Source organism: Chryseobacterium endophyticum (assembly GCF_056333165.1).
Window position 1 is genome coordinate 125,628 of sequence record NZ_JBWGXE010000003.1, and the last position, 19,209, is coordinate 144,836.

15 protein-coding genes and 1 pseudogene are annotated in these 19,209 nt (G+C 40.3%); 10 read left to right on the forward strand and 6 right to left on the reverse strand.

Translation table 11 applies throughout. The features are described from left to right. Positions 1-22: 22 nt before the first annotated feature. From lptB to AC0N32_RS08710, 3 genes and pseudogenes are all read left to right on the forward strand, one after another. A pseudogene (gene lptB / locus AC0N32_RS08700) lies at positions 23-748 on the forward strand (LPS export ABC transporter ATP-binding protein); the annotation flags it as partial. A gap of 503 nt (positions 749-1,251) precedes the next feature. Continuing rightward, positions 1,252-2,976: an ABC transporter ATP-binding protein gene (locus AC0N32_RS08705; protein ID WP_476393785.1), complete on the forward strand. Its 1,725-nt coding sequence runs from the start codon at positions 1,252-1,254 to the stop codon at positions 2,974-2,976. A gap of 79 nt (positions 2,977-3,055) precedes the next feature. After that, positions 3,056-4,009 carry a helix-turn-helix transcriptional regulator gene (locus AC0N32_RS08710; protein WP_476393465.1) on the forward strand — a complete coding sequence of 318 codons (954 nt, stop codon included), beginning with the start codon at positions 3,056-3,058 and terminating at the stop codon, positions 4,007-4,009. 117 nt (positions 4,010-4,126) lie between these two features. Here the strand turns inward: AC0N32_RS08710 and AC0N32_RS08715 are convergent, their stop codons facing one another. Next, positions 4,127-4,618 carry a DinB family protein gene (locus tag AC0N32_RS08715; protein ID WP_476393466.1) on the reverse strand — a complete coding sequence of 164 codons (492 nt, stop codon included), beginning with the start codon at positions 4,616-4,618 and terminating at the stop codon, positions 4,127-4,129. A gap of 609 nt (positions 4,619-5,227) precedes the next feature. Here AC0N32_RS08715 and AC0N32_RS08720 point away from each other — a divergent pair. The 4 genes from AC0N32_RS08720 (at position 5,228) to AC0N32_RS08735 (ending at position 8,907) form a co-directional block, all read left to right on the forward strand. Continuing rightward, positions 5,228-5,797 (forward strand): cob(I)yrinic acid a,c-diamide adenosyltransferase, encoded by a 570-nt coding sequence (locus AC0N32_RS08720; RefSeq protein WP_476393467.1) that lies wholly within the window; start codon positions 5,228-5,230, stop codon positions 5,795-5,797. Continuing rightward, a complete protein-coding gene (locus AC0N32_RS08725; RefSeq protein WP_476393468.1) occupies positions 5,787-6,416 on the forward strand; it encodes a thiamine diphosphokinase in 630 nt (209 codons plus the stop codon). Before AC0N32_RS08720 ends, AC0N32_RS08725 begins: the two co-directional genes overlap by 11 nt. 111 nt (positions 6,417-6,527) lie before the next feature. Continuing rightward, on the forward strand, positions 6,528-7,403 hold the full coding sequence (locus tag AC0N32_RS08730; protein ID WP_476393469.1) for a tyrosine-protein phosphatase: 876 nt from the start codon (positions 6,528-6,530) through the stop codon (positions 7,401-7,403). A gap of 109 nt (positions 7,404-7,512) precedes the next feature. Further along, positions 7,513-8,907, forward strand: coding sequence for a type III PLP-dependent enzyme domain-containing protein (locus AC0N32_RS08735; RefSeq protein ID WP_476393470.1), 1,395 nt, complete (start codon positions 7,513-7,515; stop codon positions 8,905-8,907). Positions 8,908-9,150: 243 nt separating this feature from the next. Here the strand turns inward: AC0N32_RS08735 and AC0N32_RS08740 are convergent, their stop codons facing one another. Beyond that, positions 9,151-9,810: an HAD family hydrolase gene (locus tag AC0N32_RS08740; protein WP_476393471.1), complete on the reverse strand. Its 660-nt coding sequence runs from the start codon at positions 9,808-9,810 to the stop codon at positions 9,151-9,153. Positions 9,811-10,050: 240 nt separating this feature from the next. On the opposite strand from AC0N32_RS08740, the gene speB reads away from it, so the two are divergent. The 3 genes from speB (at position 10,051) to AC0N32_RS08755 (ending at position 12,654) form a co-directional block, all read left to right on the forward strand. After that, complete coding sequence (gene speB / locus AC0N32_RS08745; protein ID WP_476393472.1) at positions 10,051-10,908, forward strand: agmatinase; 858 nt, start codon at positions 10,051-10,053, stop codon at positions 10,906-10,908. A 66-nt stretch (positions 10,909-10,974) separates the two neighbouring features. Beyond that, positions 10,975-11,823, forward strand: a complete 849-nt coding sequence (locus tag AC0N32_RS08750) for a bifunctional helix-turn-helix domain-containing protein/methylated-DNA--[protein]-cysteine S-methyltransferase (RefSeq protein WP_476393473.1) — start codon at positions 10,975-10,977, stop codon at positions 11,821-11,823. Between the two features lie 219 nt (positions 11,824-12,042). Continuing rightward, positions 12,043-12,654: an alpha-ketoglutarate-dependent dioxygenase AlkB family protein gene (locus tag AC0N32_RS08755; protein WP_476393474.1), complete on the forward strand. Its 612-nt coding sequence runs from the start codon at positions 12,043-12,045 to the stop codon at positions 12,652-12,654. Between the two features lie 333 nt (positions 12,655-12,987). On the opposite strand, the gene AC0N32_RS08760 is transcribed toward AC0N32_RS08755, so the two are convergent. The 4 genes from AC0N32_RS08760 to AC0N32_RS08775 form a co-directional block, all read right to left on the reverse strand. Next, positions 12,988-14,847, reverse strand: coding sequence for a CocE/NonD family hydrolase (locus AC0N32_RS08760; RefSeq protein ID WP_476393475.1), 1,860 nt, complete (start codon positions 14,845-14,847; stop codon positions 12,988-12,990). A gap of 450 nt (positions 14,848-15,297) precedes the next feature. Beyond that, the gene (locus AC0N32_RS08765; RefSeq protein ID WP_476393476.1) at positions 15,298-18,066 is read right to left on the reverse strand and encodes an outer membrane beta-barrel protein; all 2,769 of its coding nucleotides are present in this window, start codon (positions 18,064-18,066) and stop codon (positions 15,298-15,300) included. A gap of 177 nt (positions 18,067-18,243) precedes the next feature. Further along, positions 18,244-18,663: an SH3 domain-containing protein gene (locus tag AC0N32_RS08770; protein WP_476393477.1), complete on the reverse strand. Its 420-nt coding sequence runs from the start codon at positions 18,661-18,663 to the stop codon at positions 18,244-18,246. A gap of 6 nt (positions 18,664-18,669) precedes the next feature. Further along, entirely contained in the window at positions 18,670-19,161 is a 492-nt protein-coding gene (locus AC0N32_RS08775) for a BON domain-containing protein (protein ID WP_476393478.1), read from the reverse strand. Between the last annotated feature and the right edge of the window lie 48 nt (positions 19,162-19,209).

The following is a 19,209-nucleotide window of genomic DNA, read 5'->3' on the forward strand; positions in this document are numbered from 1 at the left end:
TTACATTTTATATATTTGCTTCATGATTTTACGAGGAGAAAACTTAATCAAAGAATACGGTCCGAAAAAAGTTGTAAAAGGGGTGTCTGTACAGGTTCAGCAGGGGGAAATTGTGGGATTGCTCGGCCCGAACGGTGCAGGAAAAACCACTTCTTTTTATATGATTGTAGGATTGGTTAAGCCCACTTCAGGAAAAATTTTTCTTGACAAGCAGGAAATTACCACCGACGCCATGTACCGCAGGGCACAGAAAGGCATCGGGTACCTCGCCCAGGAAGCCTCTGTTTTCCGGAAACTTTCCGTAGAAGAAAATATTATGGGAGTTCTGCAGCTTACAAAACTTTCAAAACGTGAACAGCAAATTAAATGTGATGAACTCGTTGAAGAATTTTCACTGCAGCATGTTCGCAAGAACAGAGGAGATCTTCTGTCCGGAGGGGAACGTCGTAGAACCGAAATCGCACGCTGTCTTGCCACGGACCCGAGTTTTATCCTTCTGGATGAACCTTTTGCGGGAGTAGACCCTATTGCAGTGGAAGACATTCAGAAGATCGTGAGAAGCCTGGTTGATAAGAATATCGGAATTCTCATTACCGATCACAACGTACAGCAGACGCTGGCTATTACCAATAAAACGTATATCATGTTTGAAGGAAGAATCCTGAAAGAAGGTCTTCCCGAAGAGCTTGCCAACGATCCGCAGGTAAGAGAGGCTTATTTAGGAGAAAATTTTGTCTATCAAAGTATTCTGGATAAACCGAAAAAGAAAAGCTATGCTTATAATATCTGGGCCGGAAATTTTGATTCCAAAGCTCAGCTTCAGGAATTTGTTAATCAGCATTTCGCTCAGTTTGATGACCTCAGATTAATATACGGATTTGAAGATATGAGTTTTGCATCATTGGGAAATTCGGAAATTCAGCATATTTTCAATGAGGTAGTGGATAAAACGGCCAACAATGCGTTTGTATTTCAGAAAAAAGAAATCAATTCCCAATATCCGCTGGAACAGGCAGAAGCAGAATCCAAAGCCGCAAGTAAAGAAGAATTGCACTACCTTACGACCTACGTATTCGAAAATTAATTTACGGCAATTGCTTGCTGAAAAATAGAATAAAACGTACCTTTTCTTTGTAAAACGGTGCGTTTTTTCAATTAAAAGAATTTTGTATGGCAAAACCATTCAACAGAACCATTACCTTATTCGGCATATACAGACAGCTTGTTCCTTTTATCCGGCCCTATCGGCTGATGATTTACGGCACTCTGTTTCTCACATTCCTGGGAGCGCTCGCTGCTCAGGTGAATCCTCTGGTACTGAAATATACCGTGGATGAAGTTACCAAGCTGACCCATCTCCCACATCCTATGGCAGAAGGGATTCATGTGCTGGTCCTGATTTCCGTGATCCTGCTGGGAAAAGAACTTCTGAATATTTTTATCAATTTCGGACAGAAATTTTACGGTGAAAAAATAAGGATTAATGTCAGCTCGGTGCTGGCCCAGTCGGCCATTGACAAAATACTGACCTACAGGGTGGCTTATTTTAACGATGAAAATCATGAATCGGGAAAACTGCAAATCCGCATAGACCGGGGAATTGAGAGCCTTACAAGACTGGTTCAGAATTTTTTCATTGATATGCTGCCGCTTTTTTCCAACTCTATCATTGCTCTGATTATCATGTATATGCAGAATGTGTATGTAGGGCTGGTTTCAACGGTTATTGTACCTGTTTATTTTTACATCAGTGCTTTACAGGCTAAAAAATTAGGCGGAGTAAGAAGAACACTGAGGAATCAGCGGGAGCAAAAGACTTCGGGGTTGTTGAATCTGATCAATTCCATTATGGTCATTAAAAGTTTTGTCCGTGAAAAATTTGAAGGAAAAAAACAATACGACCTTCAGATGCAGCTGATGGAAAGCCAGCTGTTTACAAGAAAAACAAATTTTATTTATGATGGTTTAAAAACATTTATCGAACAGTTTGGGGTTGTTTTAATTATCCTTTTAACGGTTTATCTGGTGCTGGATCAGAAGATGACGATAGGAGCGATCATGCTCCATATTATGCTTTTCAATAATGTTTCTTCACCGATCCGTCAGCTTCACAGAATTTATGATGATATGAATGATGCGATGATTTATGCGGAAGGATATTTTGATATTTTAAATGCTGATGATGAAAAAGAACCGAGTGGTACATTTATCGAGCAGGATATAAAAGGGAATTTTGAATTGAAAAACATCAATTTTACCTATCCGAACGGAACACAGGCATTACATGACGTCTCCATGACCATCGAAAACGGCAAAACAACGGCTCTGGTTGGCTTAAGCGGTGCCGGAAAATCTACGGTGATCAATCTCTTATGTAAATTTTATCTTCCCAACTCAGGTGAAATCCTGCTGGATCAGGTGGGGCTTAATCATTATGACAACACATTTCTCAGGAATGACCTCGGTTTAGTGCTTCAGAAAAACCATATTTTCCAGGGAAGTATCGAGGACAACATCCGGTATGGAAATATGAATGCATCTTTTGAAGAAATTCAGGAAGCTGCAAAAAAGGCCTACCTGCATGAGCAGATTTTAGACCTTCCGGATCAGTATGCACACGATGCCACTCAGCTTTCCGGAGGTCAGCAGCAACGTATCGCCATTGCCCGGTTGTTCCTGAAAGATCCGCCGATTATTTTTCTGGATGAGCCTACAGCGAGCCTTGATGCCATTGCGACCGAACAGATCAAAAATTCCTTAGATGCGATAAAAGAAGGCCGGACTGTGATTATAATATCCCATTCTCTGTCTCAGATTTTAGATTCGGATAAAATATACGTCATGAAAAAAGGCAGGGTCGTGGAAAGCGGAACCCACGATGAACTCGTACAAATTGACGGAACATACAGGGAAATTTTCGACGCCTCCGCAAGAAGCCTGAATCTGGATAAACTCGTCAACAGTCTTAAAATGTAACAATTTATCAGTGTAACAATATAACAATATGGTACTCCAATAATCATCAATCATCATTTATCATTTATCATTCATAAAAATGAACGACCACTATCTCAAAAAACTCGACCGGGTAACCGCCATTCTTACGCAGCTGCAATCAAAGCCTGTGGTGCGGGCTCAGGATCTTGCCCAAAAATTCGAGGTCAGTGTCCGGACCATTTACCGGGATGTAAAGACCCTGGAAAATGCAGGAATTCCCATCGTCGGAGAGGCCGGAACTGGATATTCGCTGATGGAAGGCTATAAACTTCCGCCGGTGATGTTTACCAAAGAAGAAGTGTTGGGGTTTATCACCGCCGAAAAACTGATGCAGAAATTTTCACATCAAAGCCTGGGGAAACATTACAGGACTGCTATGGAAAAAGTGCGTTCTGTATTGAAATATTCAGATAAAAATTTAATCCGAAATATTGAAAGACAGATTGATATCTATAATTACTACCCAGAGACTGAAGATCATATCAAAGATGTTCTCCCGATTATTTTGGAAAGTATAGCAGAAAAAAGGCAGCTGACCATAGAATACAGAACCATAGAAGCTAATATTTCAATGAGAACCATTGAAGCGGTGGGCGTTTTTTTTGAATTCAATTACTGGTATATTATGGCTTTTTGTACGCTTCGGAATGACTTCAGACAATTCCGGGTCGACAGGATCTTACAGATTTTTAAAACCCAGAATCCTTTTCTTCAGGAATATGGACAGATCAATGACTATCGGAAAAACGGAAACGGTAATAAAACCATTGTCAGACTTCTGGTGGAGAAAAAAATCATCAATCATCTTTCCAACTCGAAAAAATATTACGGGCTGATTGACGAAAAAGAAACCGATCAGGGCATGGAGCTTACTTTTGAGACCGAATGGATCAAAGATGGATTTCCACGCTGGCTTATCACCTTTGCGGATTATGCAACCATTCTGGAACCTGAAAGCCTGAAAACACAGCTGAAGGAACTGGTGGCCGCAATCTCTCGGAAACACCAGTAAACCTCAACAGCTTTCTGATGAGGTTTATAGTTAAATTAAAATAAAGCTTTTAAATCATTGATTTTTCCTGCCTGAAGTTAATCAGAGTACGCAGTCTGAACAGGGGGATCAGGAAAATCAGAATCTCTCCCAAAAAAAAGGCGGTTGCATGCCTAATGCTCTCAGATACACATATCCTTGTCCGCGATGATGGATTTCATTGTCAATAAAATACAGAATATTCTGGTAAACAGGGAATTCATACTGTCCGAAAAGATTAAAAGTCTCCTGAAGACGCTCTTCTGAAATCTGCGCAAAATGATGATTGATCACTTCTGTTTCTTCATCCCACTTGGCAAGAAGTTCCTGCTTGGTTTTAGTGTTAAAGGCTTCTTCGTCATAAGCTTCCATTTTCTTCTCATTAATTCCTTTCAGACCGGGCCCGGCAATACTGATCAGTTCTACTGCCAGCTTAGCAAAAGGCCTCATTCCGCCGATGGAAAATTCGAAAAGTTCTTTTTCAGGAAAAGCTTCGATTACTCTTCGGGTAAGATTTCGGTGTCCCTGCCAATGTTCCAGTAATTGTTCGGAGGTCATGAATTTTTTCGTTTCGGTTGCTGTAGTTGTCATAATTTTAATTTTGTTTGTTATTGTTGGTACAAAGATAAATCGGAGTTATGACAACAGTTTGTCAGTAGGATTTTAATAAGAAAAATATTTAATTTTAAAATATCTTAGGGGCTTTGTCCGTTAAAATCTTACTCAAGCAATGTTAGGTAAATATTAATTTTGAGGTGGTCGGTCTTCGATAAGATCGATCATTTTACTGTATAGGACAGGAAAGAATTTACAAATCGTTGAATAAGGTGAATTAAGGAATCAAAAGTTAAAACGAGTTGCTTAAAGCCAATGTTTAAAAATGGTAAAGCCGATCTCTGAGACGGTTTCTACAATATTTTCCTTTGGAAGTCTCTTTGTTTCACGGATTGCTTCCTTTTTTTCGCTTATTTTCTTGCTTCTGAGATTTTTCCTCACTCTGAAAAAGCGGTAAAAACTGATGTACATCAAAAAAGCAGAGGAAATGAGTATCAATATAAGATGGACATATTATTCATCACGCTGAAATAGGATTTAAACAAATATAAAGATTTTAAGATAATTCTTTTATAATTTGAAATATTGCAAAATGGCTTCGGCAAATATTTGTAGGCCTTGGGATAAAAAAGTAATTTAGTACCTATGAAAATTTACACAAAAACTGGCGATAAAGGCCAAACGGCACTCTACGGCGGAACCAGGGTTTCTAAAGCAAGTGCAAGAGTCGACAGCTACGGAAATATAGATGAACTCAATTCATTTATCGGTATTGCCAAAAGTCATATCGAAAATGAAGAGGTTTCGGTACAATTAAAAAAAATTCAGTTTGATTTATTTACCGTTGGCTCCGAAGCAGCAACACCAGTGGATAAACTCATGCTGGCCAACGGAAAATCACGTCTTCCGCTGGTCATTTCCGATACGGAAATCGAAGAGCTGGAAACCTGGATGGATGCTTTTGACGAAAAACTTGAGCCGCTTCAGTATTTCATTCTTCCCGGCGGCGGAAAAGCAGCCACCTTCCTTCATGCAGCACGTACCATCTGCCGTCGTGCAGAACGGTCTTTGGTTTTCCTGAATGAATCGGAAGAGGTGAGGCCGGAACTGATTAAATATTTAAACAGGCTTTCAGATTATCTCTTCGTTTTGGCCAGATACATTTCAAAGATCAACCACGAACCGGAAGAATACTGGAATCCGAATGAAAGATAAAGCCCTACTTTTCATCAACGGAGACGCGCCAAAATCCTTTCCCAATCCTGAAAAATACAGCCTGGTTGCCTGTACGGACGGCGCTTTCCATTACCTGAAGAATTTAAATTTTCCTTTAGAACAGCTCGATTTTATTTCAGGTGATTTTGATTCGCACTCAGGTTCTGATGAAAATATTTACGAGGATAAATTTATTCATACCCCGGACCAGAACAAAACCGATTTTCACAAAGCGTTGGAAATCATGGTTGAAAAAGGGATTTCTGATGTCGATGTTTTAGGGGCGAGTGGTGGTGAGCAGGATCATTTTCTGGGAAATCTTACGGTGGCTTTCGGTTTTAAGGATGTATTGAATATAAAATTTTATGACATGTTTTCCGAATATTACTTTATTCCGAAAAGATGTATTCTGAAAGGCGTAAAAGATAAAATGATTTCATTATATCCTTTTCCTCTTGCTGAAAATGTAACCACCACAGGATTGAACTGGCCACTGACCAACGGAAGTTTAAGCATAACCTCAAATATCGGAACCCGGAATTTCGCCGTGGAAGACGATGTTTCCATTGAGTATGGAAAAGGAGATTTGCTGGTTTTTATCGGTAATAATTATTTGTAATTTCAATAGGAACGGGTTTCATCCTGTTTACATAAAATAAAACTCCATCGGCTTTAGCCAAAACCTAAAATACCCGCAATCGTCTTTAAAGATTTGTTGGTCTGATAAAATATGAAATTCTTAGTAAAAATACTCTTTTCATTCCTTGTGATCATCTGTGTTTTCTCTTGCAAAACGCAGCCCCTTTCCGCACCGGAATACGGTAAAATGACAACATTGCCGGAAATGGATATTGAAAAAGTCTACAATTTCCGGACGGTCGGAAATATTAAAAATAAGGACGGAAGAACCTTGAAGCAAGGGAAATTCTACAGAAGCGCCAATCTTTTCAAGCTAAAAAGGAGCTCGTTTAAAGAGATTAACAATCTAGGAATAAAAGAAATCATCGACCTTCGGAATTCAAAGGAAATCGCTCAAAAACCGGATCATCTTCCTGAAGGGATCATCTACAAAAATGAGTCTGCTTTTGAAGATGAAGGCGATCAGCTGGATCAGGCCAAAAAATTAGTTCTGAAAGGAAAAGTCAATGGTGCTGATGCCAACAAAAGAATGCTTGATTTTTATCGGGAATATGTCACGGAAAACCCTGAAGTCATCAGGGAAATTGTCACCGGGATTTTAGAATCCGATACTCCCGTGCTGTACCATTGCACCGCAGGAAAAGACCGCACCGGAATCATTACCGCACTCATCCTGACGGTTCTCAGGTTCGATAAGCAAACCATTTACAACGATTACCTTTTATCGAATAATTATCGGGAAAAGCTGGTAAACAGACGCCTCAGCCTTGTCCGGAATTTGCATTTCATCTACCCGAAGCTTGACATCGGCGTGCTCGAAAAACTAAGCTGGGTAGAAACGGCCTATCTCGATGCTGCCTTTAATGAAATCAATAAAAAATACTGTTCTGCGGATGCTTATATTCAACATGTTTTAAAAATATCTGATGATAAGCGGGAAGAATATATTCATAAGTTTACATATTGATAATCCGGTGTTGTTTCTGGCTCGAAAGGCGATCAAAATTTAAATAATTTTAACGTTAAAAAACCAAACTTTTTTAGCAATTTTGCATTCTTAATTCACTTGTTTAGAAATGAAAATAAAGTACTCGGAACTTATTGATCAGACGTTGTATTTTCCTACCGAGGAATTCAATGTTTCTGAGAACAATTTGTTGTTCCACGATATCCCGTTGATGGAAGTAGTGGAAAAATTCGGCACCCCGCTAAAGATCAGCTACCTGCCGAGAATTTCTCAAAATATCCAGAAGGCGAAAAGCTGGTTCAGGGAAGCTTTTGAGAAAACCGAATATAAGAAGAATTATACCTATTGCTACTGTACAAAATCAAGTCATTTTAAATTTGTGCTCGAAGAAGCCCTTAAAAATGATATTTCTATAGAAACTTCCTCCGCTTATGACATGGATATCGTAAAATCTCTTTACGAAAATGGAAAAGTTGACAAGAATATAGAAGTGATCTGCAATGGTTTCAAAACAGACGATTACCTTGCAAAGATCTCAGAGATGATCAACAGCGGTTTCGAAAATATTACGCCGATTCTGGATAATTACCGCGAACTGGATAAGCTTACCGAAAGTATCGATACGACTTTTGATATCGGGATCAGAATTGCCTCGGAAGAAGAACCGAAATTCGAATTTTATACCTCAAGACTGGGAATAGGATACAAAGATATTATTCCTTATTACAGTCAGAAAATTGCCGAACATCCGAATGCGAGGCTTAAAATGCTTCACTTCTTCATCAATACCGGGATCAAGGATACCGCTTATTACTGGAACGAATTATACAAGTGTCTCCGTGTGTATGCCCGTCTGAAAAAGATTGCTCCTGAAGTAGATTCTTTGAATATCGGTGGCGGTTTCCCGATCAAAACGTCTTTGAATTTCGATTACGATTACCAGTATATGGTTGAGGAAATCGTTTCCCAGATCAAAAAATTCTGCGAAGAAGAAGGAGTAGAGGAACCGAATATTTACACGGAATTCGGAAGTTTTACCGTTGGAGAAAGCGGGGCCAATATCTATAAAATCATTTCCCAGAAACGTCAGAACGACCGGGAAAAATGGAATATGATTGATTCATCTTTCATGACCACCCTTCCGGATACCTGGGCAATCTCAAGACACTTCATCATGCTTCCCCTGAACAGATGGGAAGATACTTACGAAAGGGTATTTCTGGGTGGATTAACATGTGATTCCGATGATTACTATAACTCCGAGCAGCATACCAATGCGATTTATCTGCCGGTTTTCAGTGATACCAAACCTTTGTATATCGGATTTTTCCATACCGGAGCGTATCAGGAAACGATCAGCGGATTCGGTGGGATCCATCACTGCCTGATGCCGCAGCCAAGACACGTCCTGATTCAGAAAGATGAAAACGGTGAACTGCAATATGAGATTTTCCGCGAAAAACAGGAACCGGAAGATGTACTGAAAATCTTAGGATATAAATAATACTTTTGTCTTTTACATCAATAGGAACGGGCTTTAGCCCGTTTAACCGATATTAATATAAAATCGGCTTTAGCCGAAACGTATAAAAAACGGGCTGTCCAAATTTTGGAAAGCCCGTTTTATTTTGTTGAAGGCTTCTTAAAACCTCATAGGTTTTCAAACCTATGAGGTTTATAATTTACGGGTTTTCAATTTAGTGCATGACGCGATAAAAGTTTACCCTTTTAAGTTGCCCTTTTATATTTAAAAATATTGTGAGATTTTCTCGATTTCCAGATCAGCATAGTCTGAAACGACAGTATCTGCCAAAGTATAATCCTGGTTTTTAGAATTTGGGCTTCTGTACGCCGCACAGAAAATTTTAGCCCGGTGTGCTGCCAGGATTCCGTTGGTGGAATCTTCAATGACCATACAGTTTTCCACAGGTTGTCCGGTCATTTCCGCGGCCAGCAAAAAAACTTCAGGATGAGGCTTTGATTCCTTTAAATCGGCCCCGCTTATTTTTCCGCTGAAATATTTTTCCAGTTCAAATTTTTCAAAAACCATATCAATCGTGGTCATGGTTGCTGAAGATGCCAGAATCAGTGTGATTCCGTTTTCGTAATAATGTTCAATCAGTTCTTTTACGCCGGGAATTAAATCAAATTCCTCATCATTATAGAAGTAGTCCTTGAAGTAATTTCTCTTGGTTTCGGCGATTTCTTCATAGGTTTGGGGCAAATGAAATTCATGGATCAGCGTTTCACAAACTCTTTTGGTAGAAGCTCCGGTGAAAGAGGTATACAGATCTTCTGAAACATCAATTCCCAGTTCATTAAATGTTTTAAAATAGGCTTTTCTGTGCAAGGGTTCCGTATCTACAATCACGCCATCCATATCGAACAGCACAGCTTTTAATGACATAAAATTTTGTTTTTGCAAAGGTAAGGATTTTGGAGGGAAGCGGGAAGTCGGAGAATCGGAGTTTAAACTGGAGGCGTAATTTTATTAGGTTAATTATTTGAATTTAAAATGATTTAGTTTTAAAACTTCAACATTAATTATTCTTCATTATGCAAACTTCCGGCACCTATCTTCCAGCTTCCATCCACTTCTCCAAACTTCTTTGTATCTTTGTCGAAATCATTTAATTCTAAACAAAACATGAAGACATACGCAGGAATTCCTGAAGAAAATGCATCACTGGAAAACGCAAAAGTAATGTTGGTCACTGTTCCTTATGACGGAACGTCAACATGGGGGAAAGGCGCAGACAAAGGCCCTGAATTATTCTTAGATGCTTCCGAAAACATGGAGCTTTATGATATTGAAACCCAGACAGAGCCGTATCTTGAAGGAGTTTATCTGGCTGGAGAAGTTTCTGAAAATGCGACTCCTGAAGCAATGACGGAAGCTGTTTACCAGAAAACCAAAGAACTTTTAGGCAATGAAGGTAAACTATTCACCCTTTTCGGCGGGGAGCATTCTGTTTCTATCGGTTCGATTCGTGCGGTAGGGGAAAAGTTCGAGAATCTGACCGTTCTTCAGCTGGATGCCCACACGGATCTGCGTCCTGAGTTCCACGGTTCTACTTCCAATCACGCCTGTGCAGTATTTGAAGCCAATCAGAAACACAATCTGGTACAGGTGGGAATACGCTCGATGGATGTGGAAGAAGCAGAATATTTACCGGAAGGAAGAGTCTTCTTTGCTCACGAAATCGCCAATAACGAAAACTGGGTAAACGACGTATTGGAAAAAGTTTCCGGAAACGTCTATATCACAATAGACCTTGATGCTTTCGACCCTTCGCTTTGTCCGTCAACAGGGACTCCTGAGCCGGGCGGCCTGCAATGGTATCCTACTCTGGAATTATTAAGAAAAGTATTTGAAAAGTGTAATGTGGTAGCCTTTGATATCGTAGAACTCATGGATTCTCCGATGGCAAAGCCAAGCGCATTCTTAGCCGCTAAATTATATTACAAGATGCTTGCTTACTATCATTTGTATAACAACAACTAAATTCCGCAGGAATCGGATTTTTTCTGCCCTGTATTCTTTGGAAATTTGTGAGGTAAAATGAATATTATGTCCACACAAAATCAGATTGATTACGAAAGAATTGCCAAAGCGATAGCCTATATCCGGAGCAATTTTAAACTTCAGCCGAGTTTGGATGAAGTGGCGGAAAGCATACATCTGAGTCCTTCTCATTTTCAGAAGATGTTCTCAGAATGGGCAGGAACCAGCCCGAAGAAATTTTTGCAGTTCCTCAGTCTTGAGCATGCCAAAAGCCTGTTGAAGGAAGAAAAGGCAAGTTTATTCGATGCAGCCTTTGAGACCGGACTTTCCAGCACAAGCAGATTGCATGATCTTTTTGTGAACATCGAAGGCATGTCCCCGGCAGAATATAAAAACGGAGGAAAAAGCCTGACTATCCATTACAGTTTTTCCGGAAGCCCTTTCGGAAAAATCATTACAGCGTCCACCGCAAAGGGAATCTGTTATATGGCTTTTGAAAACGATATTCATAAAGCATTGGGAGATTTAAAGCATAAATTTCCCAATGCTTCTTTTTTTGAAAGGATGGATGAATTTCAAAAAAATGCTTTATCTATTTTTAATAAAGACTGGACCCAACTTAATACCATAAAATTACATTTAAAAGGCACCGATTTTCAGTTGAAGGTCTGGGAAAGCCTGCTTACGATTCCTATGGGGAAGCTTTCGACCTACGGAAGTTTAGCAGAGAAAATAGGCCATCCTAAAGCCTCAAGAGCTGTGGGAACCGCGATCGGCAGCAATCCTGTGGCCTTTTTAATTCCCTGTCACCGCGTGATCCAGTCTTCAGGAAACATCGGCGGCTATATGTGGGGAACCGAAAGAAAACAACTGATCATCGGCTGGGAAAGCTCAAGAACCTATCCAGACTTTTAGATAGAAAGATCAAAATTTTGAATAAAGAGAATAATTTATTTTAAATTTTAAACTCATTATTTTATCGATAGGAACGGGCTTCAGCCCGTTTTAAGATATTTAAATCAAAATTGGCTTTAGCCGAAACTTATTTAGAAATCAGCACCATCTTGTCCATTCCAGTTTCTATGACAATGATGAGATTAAACGCCAAACATAAAATATTAAAATTAAGCACCGATGCTCAATCTCTTCGAAGACATATCAGATTACCCTTTAAACATTCTTCCCAACGACGGAACCGCTCATTATTACGGAAAAGTTTTCTCTAAAGAAAAGTCGGATTTTTATTTTGATTACCTGTTGAACCAGATTCCCTGGGAAAATGATGAAGCGGTGATTTTCGGGAAACTGATTTTAACCAAAAGAAAAGTAGCATGGTTTGGAGAAAAGCCGTTTCAGTATACCTATTCGAAAAGAACGAAACATGCCAAATTCTGGACCCCTGAATTGTTGGCCTTAAAACGGAAATGCGAGGAAATCACTGGTGAAACCTACAATTCATGCCTCCTGAATTTATACCACGACGGAAGCGAAGGAATGGCCTATCACAGTGATGCGGAAAAGGACCTGAAAAAACATGGTGCCATTGCCTCACTTACTTTCGGGGCGAAAAGAAAGTTTTTGTTTAAACATAAAACCACCGGGGAGAAAGTAGAAATATTCCTCGAAAACGGAAGCTTGCTGGTGATGAAAGGCACAACCCAGGATCATTGGCTGCATAGGCTTCCACCCACCACGAAAGTGAAAACCCCAAGGGTAAACCTGACGTTCAGAACCATTGAGGAATAGTTTGCTGAGCTGAGTCTTCGATTTCTGTACGAATCAAAGTACAAATCTTTGCATTCTTCTCTCTAATACTATGTCCAGATCCCTGCGGAAAATCGCAGATTCGACGCGGTCAATGACAAACAATAGGGAAAAATTTAAATATATGAATAGCGCGAAGTTTGTCATTCCGTAGGTATCTCAACCCGAATCTTTCCGTTATTTCTCTAAAACTATCTTTAAATCCCTGCGGGATGACAGGCAGAGTGGAAACTAATTGGTTAAAAAAAAATCTGCGCCATCTGTAAAATCAGCGGGAGATAAAAAAAGCTGCTCATACCGAACAGCTTTTAGAATTTATTTCAAAACCTCAACCTCAATCGAGCTGTCACCAAATACTTTTATAAAAGCCTTGGTGTAATCTTCTTTCGTGGCAAAATTAGGATTCTCCAGGAATTTTTGCGGGTTGACGGTGAATAGCGGAAACCAGGTTGAGGAAATCTGCACCTGTATCTTGTGGCCTTTCTTAAAGGTGTGAACCACATCCTGAAGCCTGAAATTCACTGCCGTTTTCTGGTTCGGGACCAGCGCTTCTGCTTTTTCCCTCGAATTCCTGAATCGGGCAGGCATGATTTCGCTTCTTACCATCTGGTGATAATTCCCGTAGATGACGCCTTCTTTCTTTTCGGCCGGCTTAAAATCTTCCGGATAAATATCGATCAGCTTTACGGCAAAATCAGCATCCGTAGACGTGGAAGCAATATTCAGTTTAGCCATGATTTCTCCGGCCAAGGTAAGGTCTTCCGTTAAAACATCGGTGGTAAACGTTAGCACATCCGGACGCCCTTCGGCAAATCTCTGGTCTTCCGACATATAATTTCTCGGGGTAAAACCATTGAAATCTTTAAGTTTATCAGAGCTCAGAACCGGATTGTCCGGATCGCTATAATACTCCGAAAAGCCTTCTGTTACAGAATTTTTCAGCGTTTTATCCGACAAATAAAAGTTTACCTTTTGTGCCTCTTTCGGAGGGTAGGTCGCAAACTCCCGCCATTGCTTGGCACCGGTATCGAACATCATCGCTTCCGGTAAGCCGGCGTCCTCTTTGGTATTGCCTTTTAAATAATGGTTGAAAAATTTAGTCTCAATATTCTTCTGGTAATAGGTCGCAATACTATCCCCGAAATAGATGTCGTTATGGAAATGTTTTCCCAGCTCATAAGCCCAGGCCCCGTGAGAAAAAGGTCCCATCACAATCGTATTTTTGGCTTTCGGACTTGTTTTCTCGATGGTTTTATAAATATTTAAAGGACCCGAAAGATCTTCCGCATCGAACCATCCGCCGACGGTCATGACGGCATGGTTCACGTTTTTAAGATGGGGCAGAAGACTTCTTTTCTGCCAGAAATCATCGTAATTGGGATGGTTCATGATTTCCGTCAGAAAGAAATTGTCTTTGTAATATTTTTCATATCCATCCTTCAAAGTTCCCATATCACGGTAGAACTTTAAGCCATCTTCAGAAGTGGGTTTAATCATAGTATCGTTGTACCAGGCTTTATTTTCCGGTTTTGTTTTCTGAACTCCGAAAACAGGAAAGGTTTTAAAATAGGCTAACATCACTTTTCCGTTGTGAAGGAAATCATCATTCCAGAAATCTGAGATGGGTGCCTGCGGAGAAGAGGCCACCAAAGCGGGATGTTGGGCTAAAATACCGACTGCCGTATAAAACCCGGGATATGAAGTGCCGTACTGGCCCACTTTTCCATTGTTTCCCTTAATGTTTTTCAGTAGGTATTCAATGGTGTCATACGTATCGGTACTTTCGTCGATATTTTTTTTAGTTTTCCGGTCGACCTGCGGGGTCATATTGGTAAAGGTGCCTTCGCTCATATACCTTCCGCGTACGTCCTGCAATACGAAAATGTATTTGTCCTCCATCAGGAATTTATTGGGGCCTAGCTTTTCCCGGTATTCATTTTCACCGTATGGCGCAATGCTGTAGCAGGTTCTCTGCATCAGGAAAGGATATTTGTTTTTACTGGAAATGTCTTTCGGAATATACACCGCTGTAAAAAGCTTCACCCCGTCGCGCATCGGAATATAAAATTCTTTCTTGGTGAAATGATCTTTCACGAAATTATCCTCATCATCGGGATTCTGTGCGTTTCCAAAGACGAACAGTAAAATAAACAAAATTGAAAAATGAATCTTCATATATAAAATTTGTGGCTAATTTAATGATAAATGATTTTATTTACTGTTGTACGGAACGAGATTTCTGAAAGAAGTGGTATCTGTAACCCAACCTGTCAGAAATGACGTTCAGGCATTTTGTTGAAACGATCAATCACTTCGATGAAGCGTTCAGGCATTCCGGATAGGCAATCAACCGGTCCGAAGAAGTAATCAACTCGTCCGAAGAAACAATCAACCGTTCAGAAGAAGCGATCAACCAGTTAGAAGAAGCAATCAACCAGTTAGAAGAGCCGATCAACCAGTCCGAAGAGGCAATCAACCAGTCCGAAGAAGCGATCAAGTACAATTTGTTACATTTCAGTGTTTTACAGCTTCGTTTGAAATGGTGCTAATGATGGATAGGTTTATTTACCAACCAAAAAAAAGCATCCCCGGGAAGAGGATGCCGCTGTGTAAAATAATTTTATTCTATTGGGTTTTCGTTTTTTTTCCTGCGAATTTATTAAGCTTCATCGTTAAAGAAAACATGACGTATCTTTTGAGGATGAGGTCGTCGCGGTCTTCAAAATAGGTGCTGGTGATCACCCTTCGTACGCTCTGGTTTTGGTTCAGCACATCATAAACCTTCACTTTAGCGGTCAGCTGCTTGTCGAAGAATGAATAGCCGACGCTGGTATTCCAGAAATAGAAATCTCTTTTAAAGCCCGGTGCAATATTGGTGCTGGTGTTGTATTCCACGTCATTTCCTAAGATCAGCCTGCTTTTGAAAATGTAATTGGTAAGTTCCAGCTTGAGGGACTGGTTGCTGGTATTCACATCGTCTATGCTGTAGTTTTTATATTTGGAAAAATTATATCCTAATGTGTAAGACGGTTTTACAGTCAGTTTTTCTTTAATTTCGTACGTTAAATTGATCCCGGGATTGATGTTGTATGACTGGCTTATAAATTCCTGGCCGTTTATGAAACCTTTGCTGTATGCATAATTGGTATTGAATCTCGGGTTGATCGTCAGCTTATTTTCTTTCCATTTAAAAGTCTTGCTGAAACTTCCGCCCAGGTTGAAGTTTTTGTTTCCGCTGATATTGGCGTAAGTGATGAGCTGTCTTCCGCTCTCATCGAAAGAGGCATAGTTTACAATGTCATTATTTCTGTATGTAAACCCGATATTCAGGTAGTAGTTGATGTTCTTTACCATATTGAAATTGTTGAAATAAAGATAGGTGGAGTTGCTCCAGGTATTTTTCAGATCCGGATTTCCCTGAAAAGCAACCAGGGGATTCGACAGATCGCGGTAAGGGGTAAGCTGCTCTGCCGTCGGGATGGTAAAGTCTGAAAAATGATAAAGGTTTAATCTTTTATTCTGCGAAAATTCATAATTCAATCCTACGTTGTAGCCGGGAAGGATAAAGTTTTTCTGTAAATCATAATTTTGTCCGGTATAGCTTGAATTGACATTCATGTTTGAAATATCTGCATTGAAGGAACCCCATGCGCTGATTTTCTTTTTGTTGAGTTCAAATGACAATTCCGGGGTAAACTGATCGATCTTCTGGCTCATCCGGTTCGATAAAACATCGTTGTAGCTGGTGTAATTCTGTGTAGCCGCATTGAAATCATTCACATCACGCAGGTTTCTCATGTCGGAAGAATTATAGCTGATGCCCAGGCCGATATTCAGGGAATCCGACAGTGGCTCCGAATATCCCATGCTCATGCGGTAATTGCTGTTGAGGTTTTTCTTTACCGAATACTGGTTCCTGTTGTCGGAAGAAACGGGTGTATAGAAAATATTTTCAGAACGGTTCAGCATGTTTTCCTTGTTTTCACTGATGTTGCTGTTCAGATTGGCGTGCATCTCTCTTCCTTTTTTCCGGAATTTCTTTGAGAAATAAAGGTTGGGGTTAAAGGAATTGTTCTCAGAATCGGTTTTGGTGAAATTATCACTGGTATTCAGGAGTTCACTGTCCCTGAACGTTCTTGAATTTGAGGCGTTGAAATTATGGGTTTCATTTCTTGCGAATGAAGGAGAAAAGTAAATGCTCGTCAGAGAATCGAGGCGTATTCTGGCCGAAAGATCAAAATTGTACTGTTTCGATTCGTTTTCACCGTTATTTTCAGAATTGGTTTTTAAAGTGTAATCGGGGAGAAGGGTGGTTCTCGATACTTTGGATCTTGTTTCAAGATTGTTGTCGATATGGATCAGGCTCAGGTTATCCAGGTCGGTATCTTTCCCGAATTTATCGCTGTAATTGAACCCGATGGTGGTCGATTTCTGAATGCCTTTTGTGTTGCCTCCGCCCGGAGTATAATAGGTGACCCCTCCGGAAGTCATCACCGAGCCGCCCTGCATCAGCCATGAATTTCTTCCGCGGCCCATGCTGTCAAACACCTCATCGCTGGAAAACCCCTGGGAATTGATGTTATTGGAAGCCGCAAGAAGGCTGATTTTTGTATCATTTTTAAAATAACTCAACAGCCCGCTGCCTTCATACCGCTTGTCGGAACCGTAGCCCAGGGTAAGTCGTGAAATGAGTCCTTTGTTTTTCTTTTCATCAATATTGAAATTGATGGTGGCGTTATTTGATTTCGAAGCTTTTCCGCTCAGTTCCTCTTCTTTGGTCTTGGTGGTGGTAAACTGGATGTTTTTGATGATATCTGCGGGAAGGTTCTGCAGCGCTATCCTTCCGTTTTTATCAAAGAAAGGCTTTCCGTTGATGGTGATCTGGTCGACCTCTTTCCCGTTGATGGTAATTTTTCCGTCGTTGTCGATCTGAACACCGGGAATCTGCTTGAGAAGCTCCTCGATTTTACTGTCAGGACGAACCTTTATAGAAGAAGCGTTGAATTCGATCGTATCCTTTTTTATTTTCACGGGTGAAGCCGTAAGCTTTACTTCCTCGATATTGGTTACCGAATTTTTCTCCAGCTCGATGTCTCCTAACGAAAAAGATTTGTCGATCGTTTCAAAACGTTTAGAGAAAGAAAGCATCTTATCGGCGTCTATCTTCAGAATGCTTGGCTCGTTCAGTGCGTCGGCTTTCAGGGAAAACTTACCTTCGCGGTTGGTTGCGGTATAATTGATGATGGAAGAATCTTTTTCTTTAAGAAGATAAACGGTGGCGTTTTCAATGGCTTTTTTTTCGAAGTTGAGGATCTTTCCGTCGATATTTAATTTCTGTGCATTAAGAATCAAAAAATTAAAGGTCAGGATAAGCAGGATTGCTAATTTCTTCATATATATAAGGGTTATCAGAGCTGCAAAAGTATTAAAATTATTATATTAATTCACACGAAATAGAGTTAAATACCGTTAATCTTTGCCCTGTTTTACTCAGGAACTGTTAATTTCCTTTTCAGAAATAAAAAAAACATCCCTGTAGAAAGGATGTTTATTAATGGGTGTGATGAAGATTTAAGCCCTCAGATATCTTGAATAGGCATAACCTTCCTGTCCGTCGGAAGTTTTTACTTTCCACCAGTCATCAGAAGTCTGTTCTACCAGAGTGATGGAAGATCCTTTGCTGGCTTTCCCGATAACGGCAGCATCTGTAGAAGGTTCCTGTCTGATGTTCAGATTAGAATCGTCTGTAGCTACGGTAAGTGAAGTACCCGCCAAAAGACCCGAAACCTGTACATCGATATTGATATCAGATGCGGAATAGGTAGAATCAATAGCTCCCAAAGCATTCCAGACGGCGTCTTTGGCTGCAGTATTGGTCGCACTTCCGGAAACATAAAGAATTCCATCCTGCTCCTGAACCTGAAGATCTGAGATCCCCGCAGACTGAGCTGCAGAAACCACGCTCGAATATTTGTCCTGTAATGTACTCATGACTGATTATTTTACGGTATAGTTATAATTTACTTTTCCCACTTTCAAAGCATCTACGGATTCTTTGACTTTTCTTGCATCGGAAGAAGAAATATTTCCGGTAAGCGTCAGTTCTCCATTGATGACCTCAACTTTTACCCCCGGAATATCTTTTACGGCATCCTTTACCTTTTGCTGTACGGCAGGATCGACGGCAGACTCTATGGCAACAGGGGCCGGAGCAGCGGTGGCTGGGGCTACCGTAGCCATATCATGAACATCTTTAATCCCGTTGATGGCTTTAAGCTGTTTGATCATGGCATCTTTCTCTTCCTGGGTTTCAAAGGTCCCGCTCAGATGGGCAACGCCATCTTTTATCTCCACAGAAGCTCCCGGATTAGACGTTACAACGGTGGTAGCTTGTGTCTGAAGATCTGCATCGGAAACCTTCTTTTTGCAGGAAACAGCTCCGAATGAAATGGCTACGGCTAAAGCAGCCATTGCGATAGTTTTTTTCATAGTCGTATATTTTGATTTGTTATTATGCTTAAATGTAACAATAAAATG